General features: G+C 73.6%; 16 protein-coding genes. 12 read left to right on the top strand and 4 right to left on the bottom strand.

Features of this window, described 5'->3' with window-relative positions; genetic code table 11:
- The first annotated feature begins 26 nt into the window (after positions 1–26).
- Positions 27–2,024, top strand: a complete 1,998-nt coding sequence (locus tag ACDF64_RS18170; RefSeq protein ID WP_394552747.1) for a thioredoxin domain-containing protein — start codon at positions 27–29, stop codon at positions 2,022–2,024.
- 62 nt (positions 2,025–2,086) lie between these two features.
- Here the strand turns inward: ACDF64_RS18170 and ACDF64_RS18165 are convergent, their stop codons facing one another.
- Positions 2,087–2,419, bottom strand: a complete 333-nt coding sequence (locus tag ACDF64_RS18165) for a hypothetical protein (RefSeq protein WP_394552746.1) — start codon at positions 2,417–2,419, stop codon at positions 2,087–2,089.
- A gap of 161 nt (positions 2,420–2,580) precedes the next feature.
- On the opposite strand from ACDF64_RS18165, the gene ACDF64_RS18160 reads away from it, so the two are divergent.
- From ACDF64_RS18160 to ACDF64_RS18150, 3 genes are all read left to right on the top strand, one after another.
- A complete protein-coding gene (locus ACDF64_RS18160; protein ID WP_394552745.1) occupies positions 2,581–4,224 on the top strand; it encodes a methyltransferase in 1,644 nt (547 codons plus the stop codon).
- A gap of 140 nt (positions 4,225–4,364) precedes the next feature.
- Positions 4,365–5,324, top strand: coding sequence for a J domain-containing protein (locus ACDF64_RS18155; protein WP_394552744.1), 960 nt, complete (start codon positions 4,365–4,367; stop codon positions 5,322–5,324).
- A gap of 18 nt (positions 5,325–5,342) precedes the next feature.
- Positions 5,343–6,614, top strand: a complete 1,272-nt coding sequence (locus tag ACDF64_RS18150; protein WP_394552743.1) for a M18 family aminopeptidase — start codon at positions 5,343–5,345, stop codon at positions 6,612–6,614.
- A gap of 109 nt (positions 6,615–6,723) precedes the next feature.
- Here the strand turns inward: ACDF64_RS18150 and ACDF64_RS18145 are convergent, their stop codons facing one another.
- Positions 6,724–7,602, bottom strand: coding sequence for a sulfurtransferase (locus tag ACDF64_RS18145; RefSeq protein WP_394552742.1), 879 nt, complete (start codon positions 7,600–7,602; stop codon positions 6,724–6,726).
- Positions 7,603–7,810: 208 nt separating this feature from the next.
- Between ACDF64_RS18145 and ACDF64_RS18140 the strand changes: the two genes are divergently transcribed.
- The 4 genes from ACDF64_RS18140 to ACDF64_RS18125 all read left to right on the top strand — a co-directional run bounded on the left by ACDF64_RS18140 (position 7,811) and on the right by ACDF64_RS18125 (position 11,108).
- Positions 7,811–9,022, top strand: coding sequence for a glycosyltransferase family 4 protein (locus ACDF64_RS18140; protein ID WP_394552741.1), 1,212 nt, complete (start codon positions 7,811–7,813; stop codon positions 9,020–9,022).
- A 64-nt stretch (positions 9,023–9,086) separates the two neighbouring features.
- Positions 9,087–9,311, top strand: a complete 225-nt coding sequence (locus tag ACDF64_RS18135; RefSeq protein WP_394552740.1) for an acyl carrier protein — start codon at positions 9,087–9,089, stop codon at positions 9,309–9,311.
- Positions 9,304–10,071: an SDR family NAD(P)-dependent oxidoreductase gene (locus ACDF64_RS18130; protein ID WP_394552739.1), complete on the top strand. Its 768-nt coding sequence runs from the start codon at positions 9,304–9,306 to the stop codon at positions 10,069–10,071. Before ACDF64_RS18135 ends, ACDF64_RS18130 begins: the two co-directional genes overlap by 8 nt.
- A 29-nt stretch (positions 10,072–10,100) precedes the next feature.
- On the top strand, positions 10,101–11,108 hold the full coding sequence (locus ACDF64_RS18125) for a 3-oxoacyl-ACP synthase III family protein (protein WP_394552738.1): 1,008 nt from the start codon (positions 10,101–10,103) through the stop codon (positions 11,106–11,108).
- A gap of 8 nt (positions 11,109–11,116) precedes the next feature.
- Here ACDF64_RS18125 and ACDF64_RS18120 read toward each other — a convergent pair whose 3' ends face one another.
- A complete protein-coding gene (locus ACDF64_RS18120; RefSeq protein ID WP_394552737.1) occupies positions 11,117–12,019 on the bottom strand; it encodes a hypothetical protein in 903 nt (300 codons plus the stop codon).
- A 109-nt stretch (positions 12,020–12,128) separates the two neighbouring features.
- On the opposite strand from ACDF64_RS18120, the gene ACDF64_RS18115 reads away from it, so the two are divergent.
- The 4 genes from ACDF64_RS18115 to ACDF64_RS18100 all read left to right on the top strand — a co-directional run bounded on the left by ACDF64_RS18115 (position 12,129) and on the right by ACDF64_RS18100 (position 14,939).
- The gene (locus ACDF64_RS18115) at positions 12,129–12,365 is read left to right on the top strand and encodes a helix-turn-helix domain-containing protein (protein WP_394552736.1); all 237 of its coding nucleotides are present in this window, start codon (positions 12,129–12,131) and stop codon (positions 12,363–12,365) included.
- Positions 12,358–12,843, top strand: coding sequence for a Clp protease N-terminal domain-containing protein (locus ACDF64_RS18110; RefSeq protein ID WP_394552735.1), 486 nt, complete (start codon positions 12,358–12,360; stop codon positions 12,841–12,843). The genes ACDF64_RS18115 and ACDF64_RS18110 overlap by 8 nt, the downstream gene beginning before the upstream one ends.
- 228 nt (positions 12,844–13,071) lie before the next feature.
- Complete coding sequence (locus ACDF64_RS18105; protein WP_394552734.1) at positions 13,072–14,097, top strand: ATP-binding cassette domain-containing protein; 1,026 nt, start codon at positions 13,072–13,074, stop codon at positions 14,095–14,097.
- Positions 14,094–14,939, top strand: coding sequence for an ABC transporter permease (locus ACDF64_RS18100; protein WP_394552733.1), 846 nt, complete (start codon positions 14,094–14,096; stop codon positions 14,937–14,939). The genes ACDF64_RS18105 and ACDF64_RS18100 overlap by 4 nt, the downstream gene beginning before the upstream one ends.
- A 49-nt stretch (positions 14,940–14,988) precedes the next feature.
- Here ACDF64_RS18100 and ACDF64_RS18095 read toward each other — a convergent pair whose 3' ends face one another.
- On the bottom strand, positions 14,989–18,453 hold the full coding sequence (locus ACDF64_RS18095) for a BTAD domain-containing putative transcriptional regulator (protein ID WP_394552732.1): 3,465 nt from the start codon (positions 18,451–18,453) through the stop codon (positions 14,989–14,991).
- Positions 18,454–18,475 lie beyond the last annotated feature (22 nt).

Raw genomic sequence — 18,475 nt, 5'->3', positions numbered from 1 at the left:
GGCCGAGCCGTCACTAGGCTGGGCCGATGGCGAACCGATTGGGCGACGCCGTGAGCCCCTACCTGCAGGCGCACGCCGCCAACCCGGTGGACTGGTATCCGTGGGGCGAGGCGGCATTCGCCGAGGCGGAGGCGCGGGACATCCCGGTGCTCATCTCGATCGGGTACGCGACCTGCCACTGGTGCCACGTGATGGCCAGGGAGAGCTTCAGCGACCCGGCGATCGCCGAGATCCTGCGCGCCGGGTTCGTGGCGATCAAGGTCGACCGCGAAGAGCACCCCGACGTCGACGCGACGTACCTCGCGGCCGCGAGCGCCTTCACGAGACAGCTCGGCTGGCCGCTGACCGTCCTCGCCGATCCGCGCGGGCGTGCGTTCTACGCGGGCACGTACTTCCCGCCGCGCGCCGTCGGGGGCATGCCCTCGTTCCGCGACGTGCTCCTCGCGGTCGAGGAGGCGTGGCGCGTGCGGCGCAGCGACCTCGACGGGACCGCGACCGCGGTCGCGGCGGCGCTCGCGGAGGCATCCGGATTCGGCCCGATCTCGGCGCTGCCGGTGAGCGAGGTCCTCGACCGCGCGGCGGTCGAGCTCGCGCACGACGAGGACCCGGTGCACGGCGGCTTCGGCGGCGCGCCGAAGTTTCCGGTCGCACCGGTGCTCGCGTTCCTCGCCGAGCGCGGCGGCACGCACCGCTCGCTCGCGGCGCGGACCCTGCTGCGGATGGGCGCGTCGCCGCTGCGCGACCCGGTGGACGGCGGGTTCTTCCGCTACGCGACGCGGGCCGACTGGAGCGATCCGCACTACGAGCGCATGCTGTCGGACAACGCGCTCCTCCTCGACGTCGGCGTGAGCCTGCTCCACGCGGCCCGCGCGGCCGGCGACGAGGACGCGCCGCGGCTCGAGGCGCTGGTCCGGGAGCTCGTGCGGTTCCTGCTCGAGACGATGCGGCTGCCGAGCGGCGGGTTCGCGAGCGCGCAGGACTCCGAGAGCGTCATCGACGGCGTCCGCGACGAGGGCGGCTACTACCACCGGGAGGCCGCGGAGCGAGCGGGCCTGGTTCCGCCCGCACTCGACGAGAAGGTGCTCACGGGGTGGAACGGCCTCGCGATCGGCGCGCTCGCGTGCGCGGGGATCTCGCTCGGCGACGAGGCAGTGGTCGAGGCCGCGCAGGAGACGGCCGACTGGCTCCTGGCGAACCACGTGCGGGACGACGGCCGGCTCGTGCGGGCATCGCGCGACGGCGTCGCGTCCACGTCGGTCGCCGCGCTCGAGGATTCGGGCATGTTCGCCGGCGGGTTGCTCGAGGTCGCGATCGCGACGGGCGAGGTCCGGTACGCGGTCGCGGCGCGCCGACTCGTCGACCGGGCGCTGGCCGCCGCCGGCGTCGGCGGCGGCTCGCCGGACGGGCCCGGGGCCGGGGCATCCTCGCGCGGCGGCCCGGTCTTCGCCGCGCCCGACGGCGTGGACCCGGTGCTCGGCGCACGCGGGCTCGGCCTCCCCGCCGACCCGGCCGAGGGCGCCGCGCCGTCGGGCATCACCGCGACCGCGGAGGCGGCCAGACGGCTCCATGCGCTGGGGGCCGGGGACCGCTACCTCGACGCCGCGACGCGCGCGATGGAGCAGGTCGCGGCGGCCGCGCTGGCGCGCCCGATCGCGTTCGGCGGATCGCTCGCACTCATGTCGGCGCTCGACCGCCCGCTCATCCAGCTCGTCACGGTCGTGCCGGACCCTGCTGCGGAACCGGGTCAGGTCACGGGCGCGGACCGGCGTCGCCGGAGGGACCGGGCTCGGGACGACCGGCGCCCGCGCATCGCCGAGGAACTCGCCGCGGAGACCCGGCGCCAGGCCGCCTCGGTGTCGGTCGTGCTCACCGACGCGCAGGCGTCGGCGTTCGCCGCAGCCGGGTTCGAGCTGTTCGAGGGCCGCGGATCGGGCCCGGCCGGCCGTGCCTATCGCTGCGAGCGGTTCGTGTGCGCGCTCCCGGTCGACGACGCCGAGGCGCTCCGCCTGCTCGGGGCATCCTGATCGCACCGGGTTCCGAGGTCATCCACCCGGAGTCGGGGTGGGGCACGTGCTGGGCGGCGGGGTCACCAGGTCGGCGGCAGGCGATCCATCAGCGACCAGGCGGCCGCGCTGAGGTCGGGGTGGTCGAGCGCGATCGCCCGGAGGAGGTCGAACTCGAACCGCTCGGCGGCGTCGCGCGGGGCCGCCGGGTGATACGCCCGCGCCCGTGCCATCCGCCACTCGGGCTCCTGCAGCCGGTCCTCGCGGAGCGTCGCCACGACCTGCTCGTCGACCGACGGAAGGTCGGGCAGGAAGACCCACGGGTCCTCCCCGAGTCGGCAGCGCAGCTCGATCAGGGCCGCGAGCTCATCTCGCGCGTCCTGTCTCAGGCGCTCCAGCGTCGTCGACTCCGGCATGGCGACCTCCCCCCTCGTTCGATGCTAGGACACCGTACGTGAACCATGTGACACGGCGGTTACGCCCCGTCTCGGCACGTGACGCCAGTGTGACGAGCGGGTGGACGGTCGGCGCACCGGGCCCGCGCTGGTTGAATGGGACGGATCGACCGAGGAGGACCATGTCCGAGGAATCCCACCCCCGCCCCGGCCGCGAACGGCTGGCGGACCGATTCCGGACGGACGTTCCGGACGCCGACACCGTCGCCCTCGTCGACCGGCTGCGGGCCGACCTCGAGGCCGCGCGCTTCGACGTGGAGGCGATCGAGGCGTTCTGGGACCGAGGCGTGGCAGCGGCCGGGACGCACCCGGGCGCCGCGCTCGCCCGTGGACATCGCGTGCCCGCCGCGCGTGCACTCGCGAAGGCAGCAGCGCCGGATCGGACGCTCGCCACGCTCGTCGGCTTCCTCCTGCTCGGACTGCCCGTCTCCGCGGACGACCTCGCGGGCGCGCTGCCGGCGCTCGGCGTCGCGGGCGCCGAGCAGCTCGGGCTCGGGGCATCCGACGCCGACGGGCGCGTGCGCCCGCTCCTGGACCTGCGCCCCTACGCATTCGCCGACGCGCACGGCGAGGGACAGTGGTGGATCGCGTCCGACCCCGGCGAGCTCGCGCTCGGCGGCGAGCTGCCCGAGGACCACGTGCTCGGCGTCGGCGGGGCATCCACGACGCTCAGCCGACTGCTCCTCCAGCGTCCCGCCCGACGCACGCTCGATCTCGGCACCGGAAGCGGGATCCAGGCGCTGCACGCCGCTCGGTTCAGCGACCGCGTCGTGGCGACCGACCTGTCCGCCCGAGCGCTCGCGATCGCGCGGTTCACGGCGCTCCTCAACCGGATCGACGACATCGAGTTCCGCGCGGGCAGCCTGTACGAGCCGGTCCGCGGCGAACGGTTCGACCGGATCGTTTCGAACCCGCCGTTCGTCATCACCCCGCGCGTGGACGGCGTCCCGAGCTACGAGTACCGCGACGGCGGGCTCGTGGGCGACGGGATCGTCGAGGCCGTCGTCCGGGGTGCTGCCGAGCACCTCGAGGCGGGCGGGATCGCCCAGTTCCTCGCGAACTGGGAGTACCGGGCGCGGCCGGGCGAGGATCCCGTCGACGGCCTCGACCGCGTCGCCGGATGGGCCGTCGCGAGCGGGCTCGAGTACTGGATCGTCGAACGCGAACAGCTCGATCCGAGCGAGTACGCCGAGACCTGGATCCGCGACGGTGGGACCCGCCAGGGGACGCCCGCGTTCGAGGCGCTCCACGACGCCTGGCTCGACGACTTCGCCGCGCGCGGCGTGACCGCGATCGGCTTCGGCTACGTGCTGCTCCGCCGGCCCGCCTCGGGGTTCCCGGCGACGCCGGCCCGGGCCGAGCGCCGGCACGGGGCATCCGGCGAGAACCCGGGTGGGCTCGGGATGCACCTCGACGCCGTGCTCGAGGCATCCGACCTCGTCGACGCGCTCGACGACGACGCGCTCCGCGGGCTCGCGCTCGAGGTGGCGCCCGACGTCACCGAGGAGCGGCACCACTGGCCGGGCCAGGAGCAGCCGACCGCGATCCTGCTGCGCCAGGGCGGCGGCTTCGGGCGCGTGATCGACGCGGGCACCGCGCTCGCCGCGCTCGTCGGCGCCGCGGACGGGACGCTGCCCGCGGGCGTGCTGTCCGATGCGATCGCCGACCTGCTCGACGCGGATCCGGCGGCGCTCTGGGCCGAGCTCGCGGGCGAGGTCCGTGCGCTCGTGCACGACGGCCTCCTCCGGCCCGCCGCGGCGGGCTGATCCGGCGCGGCCCGCTGCGGCGGGCGTGCGCGGGCTCGACCGGCGGGAACCGGGGCGGGCGCACGGCGGACGTTCGGCGCACGCCCCGGCGGCGCCGGTATCCTCGTGGTCGCAGATCGAAAGCGAGTCGAAGCGAATCCATGGCCGACAGTCCGCTCTCCGCGTCCCCGTACGAGGTCCTCGGCGTGCCCGCCGACGCCGACGCGTCCGCCCTCAAGGCCGCCTACCGACGGGCCCTTCGGACCGCCCACCCCGACACCGGCGGCGACCCCGCCGCGTTCCACGCGGTCCAGCGGGCCTGGGAACTCGTCGGCACGCCCGAGGCGCGCGCCGCATTCGATCGCGGCCGGACCACGGCGGCGCCGACCCGGGAGACCTGGGCGCCCCCGCCCCCCGGAGCCCGCCGCGACTCGCGGCCGCTCGCGCGGACCTACGGCCATCCCGGCGGATTCTCGCGGCAGCGGTACCTCGACCACATCCGCGAATGGGCCGGGCGCGGCGTGACGCTCGCCGACCCGTACGACCCCGCGCTCGTGCGCGGCGCGCCGCGGGACATCCGCCACATCCTCGCCGACGCGCTCGTCGAGGAGCAGAGCGCGCGCGCCCTCGCGACCCTCGGGATCGCGTACACGGTCTGGCACGACATCGCCACGGATGCCGGCGGCCCGGGCCTGCCGCCGAAGCTCGACCACCTCGTGCTCGGGCCGTCCGGGCTGTTCGCGATCCAGTCGGAGGACTGGGGCGGGCCCGTGCACCTGCGTCGCGGCGAGATCGTCGGCGGCCTGCCGTACGGCGGCCAGGACGCCGCCGCCGGCTCGCTCGACGGCGAGCGGCCGGTGCGGGCGCTCGCCGCGCGCGCCAAGGCGATCGCGCGCCAGGCGCGGGTCCGGCCGACGGCGCTCCTGATCGTCGTGCCCGACGAGCACGCGGCCGAGCCGTTGCAGCTCGGCGGGACCGTCCGCGGCGCGGTCGTCGCGCTCGTGCGCGCGTCGCGCCTCGCGAGTGCCGTGCGCGAGGGGCTGCCGGGCTCGGCGCACCTCGGCGGCACCGAGGTCATGGAGGTCCGGTCCCGGCTGCAGGCGGTCATCCGCTTCGCCTAGCTGGTGTTGGATTGAGGCATGCCGACGCTCGCGACCGACGCCCACCTCGCCGACTTCGCCGCCTTCCTGCAGGCGAGCCCGTCCTCGTTCCACGCGGCGGCCGAGGTCGGCCGCCGGCTCGACGAGGCGGGCTTCGATCGACTCGACGAGGCGGACGCGTGGCCGGAAGGCCCCGGGCGCCGGTACGTGATCCGCGACGGCGCCGTCATCGCGTGGGTCGAACCCGACGGCGCCGGGCCGTTGACGCCGTTCCGGATCCTCGGCGCGCACACCGACTCACCCGGGTTCAAGCTGAAGCCGAACCCGTCGACGACGGCCGCGGGCCTGCTGCAGGCCGCCGTCGAGGTGTACGGCGGGCCGCTGCTCAACTCGTGGCTCGATCGTGAGCTCGAGCTCGCGGGCCGCGTGGTCACGACCGCGGGCGAGGAGCGGCTCGTGCGCACGGGACCGCTGCTTCGGATCCCGCAGCTCGCGATCCACCTCGACCGAGAGGTGTCCTCGGCCGGACTCACGCTCGACAAGCAGACCCACATGCAGCCCATCTGGGGAGCGGGCGCGGCGGAGGACCTGCTCGACCTCCTCGCCGACCTCGCGGGTGTCGACCGCGGCTCGATCGCGGGGCACGACCTCCTGACGGCCGACACGGCCGCGCCCGCGCGATTCGGCCGCGACGACGTGTTCTTCGCCGCGGGGCGCATGGACAACCTCTCCTCGGTGTTCGCGGGGCTCGTCGCGCTCCTGGCGGCGCCGTCGGATGCCCCGCACGCGAGCATCCTCGCCGCGTTCGACCACGAGGAGATCGGCTCGGGCTCGCGGTCGGGCGCCGAGGGGCCGTTCCTCGAGGACGTGCTCGCGCGCATCGCCGCCGGCCGCGGCGCCGACGAGGTCGACCGACGCCGCGCGTTCGCGGGCTCGGTCCTCGTGTCGGCCGACGCCGGGCACGGCGTGCACCCGAACTACCCCGACAAGCACGACCCCGTGCACCGGCCGGTGCTCGGCGGCGGGCCGCTGCTGAAGCTGAATGCCAACCAGCGGTACGCGTCGGACGCGGTCGGGTCGGCGCTCTGGGCCGAGGCGTGCGCGCGCGCGGGCGTGGGCGTGCAGGCGTTCGTGTCGAACAACCGGATCCCGTGCGGATCGACGATCGGCCCGATCGCGGCGACCCGCCTCGGGATCCGCACGGTCGACGTGGGCGTCCCGCTGCTGTCGATGCACTCGGCGCGCGAGCTCGCGCACACGGCGGACCTGACGGCGCTCGCCGAGGCGATGCGCGCGGTGCTCGTGGGCTGACCCGGCGGGGCATCCTCGGGCCGACCCGCGTCCGCGGGGCATCCTCGGGGGCCGACCGGTTCGCGGGGCATCCTCGCGGTGCGCGGGCGAGCCCGCGATCGGCCGCGCCTCAGGCGGCGAGGATCGCGAGCGGCGCCTCGGGGTCGGCCCGCCAGTCGTTCAACGATCCGTCGTAGATGCGCACGTCCGTGCGGCCCTGGAGGGTGAGCGCGAGCGCGCCGAGCGACGCCGCGACGCCCGCCGCGCAGTACAGGATCACCGGTTCCGCGTCCGGCACCGCGGCGTGGGCCGCCGCGAGCGCCTCGGCGGCGACGACGCGGTTCGTGCCGCGGTCGACGAGGCCGCCCGCGGGCACGTTGAGGCTGCCGGGGATGTGGCCGGACCGGGGCGCCGCGGCGTCGCCGCGGAAGTCGGCGTGCGGAAGCGAGCACACGAGCGCGGCCGGAGTGCGGCCCTCGATCGCGGCGGCGACCTCCTCGCGCTCCGCCCAGAATCCCGGACGCGCGACGGGCTCGAAGGGCGCACCTGCGGACGCGGGCGCGACGTGGCCCGTCTCGACGGGCAGGCCCGCCGATCGCCAGGCCGCGAGCCCGCCGTCGAGGACCGCGACCCGCTCGAAGCCGAAGGAGCGGAGCACCCACCAGAGGCGGGCCGCGAACCGCCCGTTGGCGGTGTCGTAGGCCACGACGACCGAATCGGCGCCGATGCCCGCGGACGAGAGGGCCTCACGGATGCGCGCGGCGTCGGGGCGCGTGAACGGCAGCGGAGCGGCCGGGTCGGAGAACTCCGCGAGGAGGTCGGCGAAGACGGCGCCCCGGACGTGCCCGTCGAGGAGATAGGCGTCGTAGCCGCTCAGCCAGGCCTTCCCGCCACCGGGGGCGTCGACGAGCAGCGCGGTCGCGTCGAGGACGACGAGCCGGTCGTCGTCGAGGTGCTCGGCGAGCCAGTCGACGGCGACGAGGGGCGAGGGCAGGGTGAGCGCGGTCATGCGGGCACGCTAATCCGCGGACGGGCGGGGCGCTGCCCGCACCGACACAGGCCGTAACGACCCTCGCACGCGCGCCGAGGGGAGGCGATCCGGTGCCCGATCGCCGATGCGCGCGCCTGCCTCGCCCGTGAACGAGCCCACGGTGAGCAGTTGTTAGGCTTGGCAGGTTGCGCCGGAGGGCGCGCGACGTCGCCGATCGGGTCAATACATGAGAATCGCAGTCATCAACAACTTCTACCCGCCGCGGCCGGGGGGATCCGCGCACCTCTCGCAACACCTTGCGCACAAGTACGCGCAGGCGGGCCACGAGGTACTCGTGCTGACCGCCACGTACGGGGATGCCCCGGCGAGCGAGGTCACCGGCGGAGTCCGGATCGTTCGCATTCCAGCATGGACCCTTCCGAAGAATCGCTTCGCCGCGAATTTCGATATCGGGTTCACCTCTTCACCGCGCGCGAAGCGGCGGGTCTTCGATCTCCTCGACGAGTTCTCGCCGGATGTCGTGCACCAGCACGGTCAATTCTTCGATCTCACCTGGTTGTCGGGCTGGTGGGCACGGAAGCGTCGAGTTCCGACGTTGCTGAGCATCCACACTCGACTCGAAACCCCGCTGAGCAGGTTCAACGATTTCGTCTACGCGATGGCGGACCGGCTCCTGGTAGTTCCGCTCATGCGACTGCACAAGCCGAGGGTGGTCGTCATGGACATCCTGATGGATCGCTACATCGACAAGCGATATCGACGGGCGATCAGTGGCAAGGTCGCCATTCCCGTCGGCATCGACGTCGCCCGGTTGCAGGAGGGCGACGCGTCGGCCGTGATCGAGGAACTGGGCCTGCAGGGTCGCAGGCTGGTCGTCTCGGTCGGGCACGTCATTCCCCAGCGAAGCCGAATCGCGCTCGTGCGGGCGCTTCCGCTCGTGCTCCAGCGGTTCCCCGACCTGGCCGTCGTCGTCGTCGGCGGCGTCTACCACGACGAGTTCCTGCACATCGCCAAGGAACTCGGAGTCGAGCACGCCATCGTCACGACGGGTGCGCTTCCGCAGAACCGGATCCCGGACTTCCTCGCCGCGGCGGACGTGGAGGTGCACGAACTCGAGGGCCTCGGGTTCGGGACGGCGAGCCTCGAAGCACTGGCGACCGGGACACCGGTGATCGCCGCGATCGAGCCGGACAACTTCCTCGACATCATCGTCGAGGACGGCCGTGAGTTGTACCTGGCGCCGCCGATCAGCGGTTCCGACGCGCGCGCCGACCCGAGTGCGCTCGCGGGAGTGCTCATGCGAGTGCTGGAGAATCCTGCCGAGGCACGCGCTGAGGTCGCCGAGAATGCACGGCACCTGATCGAGCAGCACTTCACGATTGAGAAGGTGGCGGACCGGCACCTCGACGTGCTCGCCAAGATGGCCGCGGCGCGCTGACCTGGCTCACCGCACCGCCGGCGCCGCGAAAGGCGCGGCGCAGGGCGGTAGTAGGGTTGAACCCATGGATGAGAGCACCCTGCTGAGGACCGTCGCGGACATTCTCGAGATCGACATCGATGAGGTGTCGCTCTCGGATGAGCTCGAGGTCATCGGCTGGGATTCGCTCTCCAACATCAGCTTCATCGCCGAGGTCGACACGGCCGTGGGCCTGACGATCGATGCCGACGCGCTCGCCGAGGCCGTGACGGTCGCCGACTTGAAAGCGCTCGTCGACGCCGGTGCCTGAGGCGCCCGACTTCCTTCGGCTCAGGGGTCGCACGATCCTGATCACGGGCGCCTCGTCCGGGATCGGCCGCGCCACGGCGATCGCCGCAGCACGCCACGGCGCCCGCGTCGTCTGCGTCGCGCGCCGCGCCGATCAACTCGACGACCTCGTCGGCGCGCTGGAGGGCTCGGGCCATCTCGCCGTGGCGTTCGACGTCACCCGTCATGCCGAGGTCGCCGCGATGATGGCCGAGGTGGTGCAGCAGGTCGGCCGGCTGGATGGACTCGTGCACGCGGCCGGGATGCACGAACCGACCCCGCTCCGCGTGGCCTCGGCCGATCAGGTGCAGCATCTCTTCGACGTGAACGTCACGACCGCGGTGATGCTCACCAAGGCGTTCCGCCACGCGAAGGTTCGCGGGGAGTCGCCCAGCGTCGTGCTGCTGTCGTCGGCGGTGGGCCTCGTGGGCGAGGCGGGAGTGAGCGTGTACGCCGCGACGAAGGCCGCCGTGGCCTCGCTCGCGAAGTCGTTCGGACTCGAACTCGCCCGCGAGGGCATCCGCGTGAACGCGATCGCGGCCGGCGTCGTGAGCACCCCGCTCGCCGAGGGCATCCACGCGAAGGTCGGCGACTCGGGATGGGCATCGATCGAGGCGGCTCATCCGCTCGGGATCGGGACGGCGGACGACGTGGCCGACGCGGCGCTCTACCTGTTGTCTCCGGCATCCGCATGGGTCACCGGCACGGCCCTCGTCGTCGACGGCGGATACACCGCGCGGTAGCGGGCGGGGCGGACAGCTAGGCTTGAGGCATGAGTGCTCGTATCGCTGCCGTCGACTACTACTTGCCTCAGGAAGTCCTCACGAACGCCGATCTCTCGGCACAGTTCCCCGAGTGGAGCGTCGAGAAGATCGCGTCGAAGACGGGCATCCACCGCCGTCACATCTCGGCCGCCGATGAGTTCTCGTCCGACCTCGCGACGGCTGCGGGACGCAAGCTCTTCGCCGATCACGGCATCGAGCCCGAGTCCATCGAGTACCTGATCGTCTGCACGCAGAGCCCCGACTTCTACCTGCCGTCGACCGCGTGCATCGTGCAGGAGCAGTTGGGAATCCCGACCACGGCGGGTGCGACCGACATCACGCTCGGCTGCTCGGGCTACATCTACGCGCTCGGCCTGGCGAAGGGGTTGATCGAGTCGGGACAGGTGTCCAACGTGCTCGTGATCACCGCCGACACCTACACGAAGTTCATCAATCCGAGCGACAAGTCGGTGCGGACGATCTTCGGCGACGGAGCCGCCGCGACGCTCGTCCTGGGCGACGGCGCGGCGGATGCGATCACCGCGATCACGTACGGAACGGACGGGTCCGGCGCGAAGGCGCTGATCGTCCCGAGCGGCGGGCTGAGGTCCGGCGGTTCGGTCCAGCCCAAGTCCGACCCGGCCGCGCGGTCGCTCGAGGCCACGCAGTACGACCTCTACATGGACGGCCCGGACATCTTCAACTTCACCCTGGACGTGGTGCCGTCGTCGGTGTCGAAGATCCTCGAAAAGGCGGGGCTCACGGAGGACCAGGTCGACCTGTTCGTCTTCCATCAGGCGAACGCATTCATGCTGGAGCACCTTCGCAAGAAGCTCGGTGTTCCGGCCGAGAAGTTCTTCGTCGCGCTCGAGGACTTCGGCAACACGGTCTCGTCGACCATTCCGATCGCGCTGACCGAGGCGGAGCGTCAGGGCCGGCTCCAGCCGGGAATGCGCGTCATGCTCCTGGGATTCGGTGTCGGCCTGTCATGGGGAGGGCTCATCACCACGTGGTGAGCCAGGGGTCAGGACGCTTCTGACGAAGCGTCCGGGCGTCGCCTCCGCGGCGGCATGGCCGGGTTTCCCAGGACACGCGTGCCCGGGGCCACCTTCGTGAACACGACGCTGCCGATCCCGATGCGCGCTCCGGCGCCGACCTTCACGCTGTCGATCAGCGTCACCCCGGGGCCGATCCAGACGTCGTCGCCGACGTCGGTGCTGCCGCTGAGCACCGACCCGCCCGCCACGAACACCCGGTCGCCGAGCTGGCTGCTGTGCGCGATCATGACGTTGCTGTCGATGCGGCAGTCCGCCCCGAGCGACGTGTGGCGGCGGGCGAAGCCCCGCGCGATGGTGGTGAGCGAGCCCACCTCCGTGCCCGCGCCGATCCTGGTCTCGCCGTCGTGCACGATGCTGAGAACGCCCCGACTCGTTCGCTTGTGCTCGAAGCCCGGGGTGCCGATGACCGCCCCCGCGCGGATGACGGCGCCTGCACCGATGACCGCCGAGCGCAGCACCGTGGCATGCGGCTCGACCACCGCGCCCTCGGCGATCCGTACGCCGATCTCGTCGACGAATGCCAATGGATGCACCTGAGCGCGCGGGTGGATCACGGAGGGCTCGGTTTCGAGCGGTCCCGCCGAGGCGATGACGTTGTGCAGCGTGTAGAAACTCCACCGCGGGTCGTCCACCACGACCACCTGGACCTCGTCGGAGAGGCGCTCGCGCGCGCTGGCCGCGAGGCTCGGGGTGACGAGCACCGCAGCCAGGGAAGGATTGCGAGCGGCACTCGGCAGGAACTTCGGATCGTCCAGGAAGCCCAGGATCGTATGCCCGGGATCGTTGCCGGCGAGATCGAGTGCGGCGACGGAGAACTCCACTTCGACCATCGAATCGGTTGCTCGAGCGAGGTCGTCGTGTGTGATCACCGGTCAAGTCTAGGTGCGCTCGCTCGCCGGCAGACGCGGCGCGGCTGGCCGTCGACGTCGATTCGCAACTCAGGTTGACAATCTTTGATTGGCAACGTAGGTTGCTCGTATGGCACCGTTCATCCCACCGCCCGTCGGCGGCACCGCCGACGAACTCGCCGCGGTCGTCGCGCTCCGCGAGTACGCCGACCGCCTCGAGGACGCCGCCGTCGAGCGGGCGCTGCGCGAGGGATGGAGCTGGAGCGATGTCGCCGAGGCGCTCGGCGTCACGCGCCAGGCCGTCCACAAGAAGCACATCCGCCGGCTCGACGACGCCGGCATCGACCTCCGGAGGCGTCGTGGCTGAGAACGACTACGTCGGGACGACCCGCCGCGTGATCGCCAGGGCGATCGACGAGGCATCCGATCGCGGCGCGCTCGCGGTCGAAGCCGAGCACCTCCTGCTCGCCCTCGCCGAGGACGACGGCGCCGCCGCGAGCGTCCTCGCCGAGTTCGGGCTCGACGCGCGCCGCATCGACGAGCTGCTGCACGACGAGCGCCGCGCGGCGCTCGCGGCGGTCGGCTTCGTCGGCGCGGACGACGACCGGCTGGTCGCGACCGCGCGGCGCAGCCGTCCCGGCTGGGGGGCGTCCGCGAAGGAGGCCATCGTGCGCGGCGCCAAGCTCGGCCACCGCGACCGACAGCGGATCCGCGAATCCGACCTCCTCCTCGGCATCCTGCTCGCGGAACTCGGCACCGTCCCGAGGGCGCTCCACCTCGGCGACGTCGACCGCGAGGCCGTGATCGGCCGGCTCCAGCGCCTCGCGCACGCGAGCACGCGCTGATCCGACGGCGCTGAGACGGCGCTGAGACGGCGCTGAGACGGCGCTGAGACGGCGCACCTGAGATGGCACCGGCGCGCGTGCACGCCGTGCAAGCGCCGCGTAAGCGGGGCGCAAGCGCGCACCGGAACACTCGTCCATGTCGCGCAGCCCGGACCACGGGCCGGCGCACCGGATCCTCCGATCCATCACCACCAGGCCATCCATCCATCCGACAGAAAGGGGATCGCGATGACCACGTCCGCATCCCACGACGCGACCTGGGCCGTCGAGGCCGAGGGGCTCGTCAAGGTCTTCGGCCAGAACCGCGCGGTCGACGGCGTCGACCTCCGGGTCGCCACGGGCTCCGTCTACGGCGTGCTCGGCCCGAACGGCGCCGGCAAGACCACCACCATCTCGATGCTCGCCACGCTGCTGCGGCCCGACGCCGGTCGCGCCCGCATCTTCGGCCACGACGTCCAGCGCGAGTCGCAGGTCGTGCGCCAGCTCATCGGCGTGACCGGCCAGTACGCCTCGGTCGACGAGACCCTCTCGGCGAACGAGAACCTCATGCTCTTCTCGCGCCTGCTCGGGCTCAGCGCCCGCGACGCGCGGCGCAAGACCGCGGACCTGCTCGAGGAGTTCGGGCTCACCGAGGCCGCCAAGCGTCCGCTCAAGCAGTTCTCGGGCGGCATGCGCCGACGCCTCGACCTGGCCGCGAGCCTCATCGCCCAACCGCCGCTCATCTTCCTCGACGAGCCCACCACGGGCCTCGACCCGCGCACCCGTGCGCAGATGTGGGACACGATCCGCCGCCTCGTCGCGACCGGGTCCACGGTCCTGCTCACGACCCAGTACCTCGACGAGGCCGACCAGCTCGCCGACCGCATCGCGGTCATCGACCGCGGCCGCGTCGTCGCCGAGGGCACGGGCGACGAGCTCAAGGCGTCGGTCGGCACCTCGAGCCTGCACCTTCGCCCGGCCGACGCGAACGACGTCGACGACGTGCGGATCGCGGTCGAGCGCGTGCTCGGCGTCGCCGCGACGGTCTCGCCCGAGGCCGCGCGCATCACCGCCCCGATGCAGGACGCCGACCTGGTCGCCGACCTGCTCGTCACGCTCCGCGACGCGGGCATCCACCTCGCCGAGATGAGCGTGCAGAAGCCGACGCTCGACGAGGTCTTCCTCACCCTCACCGGACACGGCGTCGAGACCGACGCCGACGTCGACGACCAGGATGCCGCCGCATCCGCCGAGCTGGAAGGCAGCCGCGCATGACGACCGTCGCCACCCCCGCCCCCGCCGCCGTCGCGACGGGCATCGTCCCCGCGTCGGAGCGGAAGCTCCGCAACCGCGTGAGCCTGCGCGAGACGCTCTCGCACACGTTCACCATGGCCCACCGCGGCCTGCTCAAGATCAAGCGCACGCCCGAGCAGCTCTTCGACGTGACGTTCCAGCCGATCATCTTCACGCTGATGTTCACGTACATCTTCGGCGGAGCAGTCGCGGGCGACGTGCAGAGCTACCTGCCGATCATCATCCCCGGCATTCTCGTGCAGACGGTCATCTCGACGTCGATCGTCACCGGCGTGCAGTTGCGCGAGGACATGGAGAAGGGCGTGTTCGACCGGTTCCGATCGCTGCCCATCGCGCGCATCGCCCCGCTGTCGGGGGCGCTGCTCGCCGACACCGTGCGGTACCTCATCGCCACGACACTCACCTTCGCCATGGGATTCCTCATGGGCCTGCGCCCCGAGGGCGGGTTCTGGGGCGTCGTCGCGGCGAGCGTGCTCGTGATCCTGTGCTCGTGGAGCGTGTCGTGGATCTTCGCCTTCTTCGGCGTGACCGCGCGCAGCGCCTCGAGCGTGCAGGGCATCTCGATGATCGTGCTCTTCCCGCTCACGTTCCTCTCGAACGCGTTCGTCGACCCCTCGACGATGCCCGCGCCGCTCGAGTGGTTCGCGAACATCAACCCCATCTCGCACCTCGTCACCGCGGTGCGCGACCTCATCGGCGGCGCCGGCCTCGGCTACGACGCGGTCTGGTCGCTCGTGGGCGCGGCGGTCATCGTCGCGGTGTTCGCACCGCTCACGGTGCGCGCCTACATGCGCAAGGCGTGACGGATGCCCCGTGCGGCGGTCGGCTCGACAGCCGGCCGCCGCACGGGGTTCACTCCGTCGAGGACGACGGGACGGGCTCGGCCAGCAGGGCGCGGGCCCGTTCGTTCTGCTCGGGCGCGGTCATCGCGGCGACGCGGGCGCGGGCCGCTGCGAGCCGATCGGCCCCGCTGCGCGCGGCGCCGCCCGGATCGCGACCGTCCGTGGCCGTCCCCGCCCGGTCGACCACGAGCCGGGCGATCGCGTCACGCCGGAGCGCGGGCAGGTCCTGGCGCGAGTGCAGGACCTCGGCGAGCGCCTGCAACTCGACGGCGCGATCGGCGAGCAGCGGATGCCCCGAGCCCCACGCGGCCCATCCGGCCACGGCGGTGCCGAGCACCGGGCGGTCGACGTAGGCCGGGCGGGCGCGGAGCCCCGCGAGCGCGCGACGCCGGAGGGTCTCCGCCCACTCGGCGAGGTCGGCCTCGGGCCAGCCCGACGCGACGCCGCCGGCGACGAACGCGGCGAGCGTCATCTGGAACCACGGGGACGCGCGCAGGCGCGGATCGGTGTAGCTGTCGATGACGCGTCGGGCGAGGGCGTGCGCCTCGTCGGTCCGGCCCTGCACGCGCGCGAGCTCGGCGAGGCCGAACTCGGCGACGATCGACAACTCCGCGCCGTCGGCGCCGATCGGCCGGCGATCGGCGAGTGCGCGCAGGCCCGCCTCCGCGTCGTCCGGCCGGCCCTCGGCCAGCAGCGCGCCCGCGATCATCCACTCGACCTGGCGCATGTCCTCGTCGGCCCCGATCGCGGTGAGCGAGGCCCTCGCGGCCTGCGCCCAGCGGAGCGCTTCCGCCGAGTCACCCGTCTGCCCGGCGAGCTGGGCGATGAGCATCGCCGAGATCGCGGTCGCCCAGGCATCGCCGACCCGGGTCGCGAGCGCGTGCGCGCGGTGGGCGTCGCGCAGCGCGCGCTCGGGCTCGCCGGCGTTCTCGGAGAACTGCGTGCGCATGATGCTCGCGAGCACCGCGGTCTCGGGGTCGTCGTCCTCGACCATCTCGTCCATGCGCCGCTCCGCCTCGGCGAGATCGGGCAGCGCGAGCAGGAACCCGCCGAGCGACGCGATCCACCTCGGCAGCGGGATCCCGAGGCGCACGACGGTACGGAGCCGCGCGAGCGCGCGAAGGCCGGTCGACGTGAACACCGCGAGGTTCGTGCCCGCGATGATCGCGAACGAGAGCGCCGACGACGCGGCCTCGGTCGGCCCGGCCGGGCGATAGCCCCTGGTCGCGTCGAGCATCGCGTCGCTGAACGCGACGATCTCCGAATGCGCACTCCGGACCGTCCAGAAGTACGCCAGGCACGCGAAGACCGCGACCACGGTCGCTCCGTCGCGCCGGTCGATCGCCCGGCGCAGCACCGCGACGAGGTTGTCCTGCTCGACCGCGGTGCGCGCGAGCCCGTCGAGTTGGTCGGCGCTGCGCAACGAACCCGAGCGTTCGGACGCGAAGCCGCGCGCCCACGCGTCGACGGCGTCGAGCGCGGCGTCGCGGGCGGGGTCGTCCAGCCGGGACTGCCCGAACTCGCGCACGGTCTCGAGCATGCGGTACCTGGGCCGACCCGAGGCATCCTCGGTCACCGAGAGCAGCGACTGCGCGATGAGGCCGTCGAGCACGTCGAGCGCGTCGGGAGCCGGCGTGGCGTTCCCGGCGGCGGCGTCGGCCTCCCCGAGCACGATCTCGGCCGCGTCGAGCGCGAAGCCGTCGACGAACCACGCCAGGCGGGGCAGGGCGCGCTGCTCGGCGGGCGTGAGCAGGGCCCAGCTCCACTCGATGACCGCCAGGAGCGTCCGCTGGCGCTCGGGGGCCGACCGGTCGCCGCCCGCGAGCAGGGCGAAGCGGTCGACGAGGCGCGCCTCGACCTGCTCGACGCCCATCGAGCGGATGCGTGCGGCCGCGAGCTCGATCGCGAGCGGCAACCCGTCGAGCCGCTCGCAGAGCCGCGCGACGGGCTCGAGCGGCAGGGATGCCCCGGGCCGGGCCGCGCGCGCGCGCTCGAGGAAGAGGCGCACGGCGGGGCCGAGGTCGTCGGCATCGCCCGACGGCAGCGGGTCGAGGCGGTACACCTGCTCGGCGCCGACCTCGAGCGGGCTGCGGCTCGTGGCGAGCACCGTGAGGCGGGGGACCGCGGCCAGGAGGTCGGCCACCCACGTCGCGGCGCCCTCGACGACCTGTTCGCAGTTGTCGACGACGAGGAGGGTGGGCCGCTCGCCGAGCTGGTCGACGATGCGGTCGCGGAGCTCCGGACGTCGGCCGAGGTCGCCCAGCCGGGTGCCGGCCGTGGCCTCGCGGATGCCGAGGGTCGTCGCGAGCGCGAGCGGCACGTCGTGCGCGTCGCGGATGCTCGCGAGTTCGACCACGACGACGGTCGGGGCATCCGAGCGGCCCGCGACCTCCTGCGCGAGGCGGGTCTTCCCGAGCCCGCCGGTGCCGAGGATCGTCACGAGCCGGTGGCCGGTGAGCAGCGACTCGATGCGGCGCACGTCGTCGTCGCGGCCGATCAGGGCGTTCGGCGCGGCGCGGACGCCGATCCGGGTGCGCGCCGGACGCGGCGGCGCGTCGTCGGGGTCGGGCGCGACGGTGCCCGGCGCGGCGGCCGCGGGCGCGGCGCCGTGGGGCCCCGCGGTCGGTGCGGCGGTCGTCCCGGCCAGCGGTCCGGTCGGTGCGGTGGGTGCGGTGAGCGCGGTCGGCCGTGTCGAGGGAGTCGGGCTCGCGGGTTCGTCGCGGAGGAGTTCCGCGTTCAGCGCGACCAGCTGCGGTCCGGGCGAGATGCCGAGGCCGTCGCGCAGCGTCGCCCGGAAGGCCGCGAACGCCGCGACGGCCTCGGTGCGGCGGCCCGCGGCGGCCAGCGCGCGCAGGCGCGTGTGCTGCAGGTGCTCGTCGAGCGGATGCCCCGCCGCGAGCGGCTCGAGCTCGGCGATCGCGGCCTCGGGATCGCCCGCGTCGAGCAGGCAGCGGGCCCGGAGCTCGCGCAGGCCGAGGCGGAGGGCGGCCGCCGCGTCGGCGAGCGCCGCGCCGGCGGGGGAGGCGCCCAGGTCGAGCCCGGGTTCGCCCCGCCACAGGGCGAGCGCCTCGTCGAGGCATCCGATTGCGGCCGCGTGGTCGCCCTCGCGCGAGCGCGCGGCGGCCCGGCGGCCGAGCTCGTGCGCGAGCCCGACATCCGTCGCCGCAGCCGCGATCGCGAGCGCGTAGCCGCCCGACCGCGACTCGACGAGCCCCTCCGCCGACGCCGCGCGCAGGCGCGAGACGAGCGTCTGCAGCGCCTGCTTCGCGTTCCTGGGCGGTTCGTCGCCCCAGACGTCGTCCGTGATCGCCTCGACGCCGTGCGTGCGGTCGACCCCGCGGCCGTCCGGGCCGGCGAGCGCGGCGAGGAAGGCCTTCGCGAGGGTGCCGGGGGGTTCGGCGAGCCGTCCGTCGCGCCCCTCGACCAGCACGGGGCCGAGCAGCGCGACGCGGATGCCCGGGTGATCGGTCAGCACCCGACGAGCCTACCGACGTCCG

It is taken from the genome of Agromyces sp. MMS24-JH15 (assembly GCF_043518605.1).
Taxonomy (GTDB): Bacteria; Actinomycetota; Actinomycetes; order Actinomycetales; family Microbacteriaceae; genus Agromyces.
The sequence above is the reverse complement of the archived record's forward strand: the minus strand, read 5'-3'. Positions and strand labels throughout refer to the sequence as shown.

What these genes read in the sequence shown, in the direction of transcription:
- ACDF64_RS18170 (WP_394552747.1), top strand. Translation starts at nt 27, where the DNA reads ATGGCGAACCGATTGGGCGACGCCGTGAGCCCCTACCTGCAGGCGCAC.
- ACDF64_RS18165 (WP_394552746.1), bottom strand. Translation starts at nt 2,419, where the DNA reads ATGCCGGAGTCGACGACGCTGGAGCGCCTGAGACAGGACGCGCGAGAT.
- ACDF64_RS18160 (WP_394552745.1), top strand. Translation starts at nt 2,581, where the DNA reads ATGTCCGAGGAATCCCACCCCCGCCCCGGCCGCGAACGGCTGGCGGAC.
- ACDF64_RS18155 (WP_394552744.1), top strand. Translation starts at nt 4,365, where the DNA reads ATGGCCGACAGTCCGCTCTCCGCGTCCCCGTACGAGGTCCTCGGCGTG.
- ACDF64_RS18150 (WP_394552743.1), top strand. Translation starts at nt 5,343, where the DNA reads ATGCCGACGCTCGCGACCGACGCCCACCTCGCCGACTTCGCCGCCTTC.
- ACDF64_RS18145 (WP_394552742.1), bottom strand. Translation starts at nt 7,602, where the DNA reads ATGACCGCGCTCACCCTGCCCTCGCCCCTCGTCGCCGTCGACTGGCTC.
- ACDF64_RS18140 (WP_394552741.1), top strand. Translation starts at nt 7,811, where the DNA reads ATGAGAATCGCAGTCATCAACAACTTCTACCCGCCGCGGCCGGGGGGA.
- ACDF64_RS18135 (WP_394552740.1), top strand. Translation starts at nt 9,087, where the DNA reads ATGGATGAGAGCACCCTGCTGAGGACCGTCGCGGACATTCTCGAGATC.
- ACDF64_RS18125 (WP_394552738.1), top strand. Translation starts at nt 10,101, where the DNA reads ATGAGTGCTCGTATCGCTGCCGTCGACTACTACTTGCCTCAGGAAGTC.
- ACDF64_RS18115 (WP_394552736.1), top strand. Translation starts at nt 12,129, where the DNA reads ATGGCACCGTTCATCCCACCGCCCGTCGGCGGCACCGCCGACGAACTC.
- ACDF64_RS18105 (WP_394552734.1), top strand. Translation starts at nt 13,072, where the DNA reads ATGACCACGTCCGCATCCCACGACGCGACCTGGGCCGTCGAGGCCGAG.
- ACDF64_RS18100 (WP_394552733.1), top strand. Translation starts at nt 14,094, where the DNA reads ATGACGACCGTCGCCACCCCCGCCCCCGCCGCCGTCGCGACGGGCATC.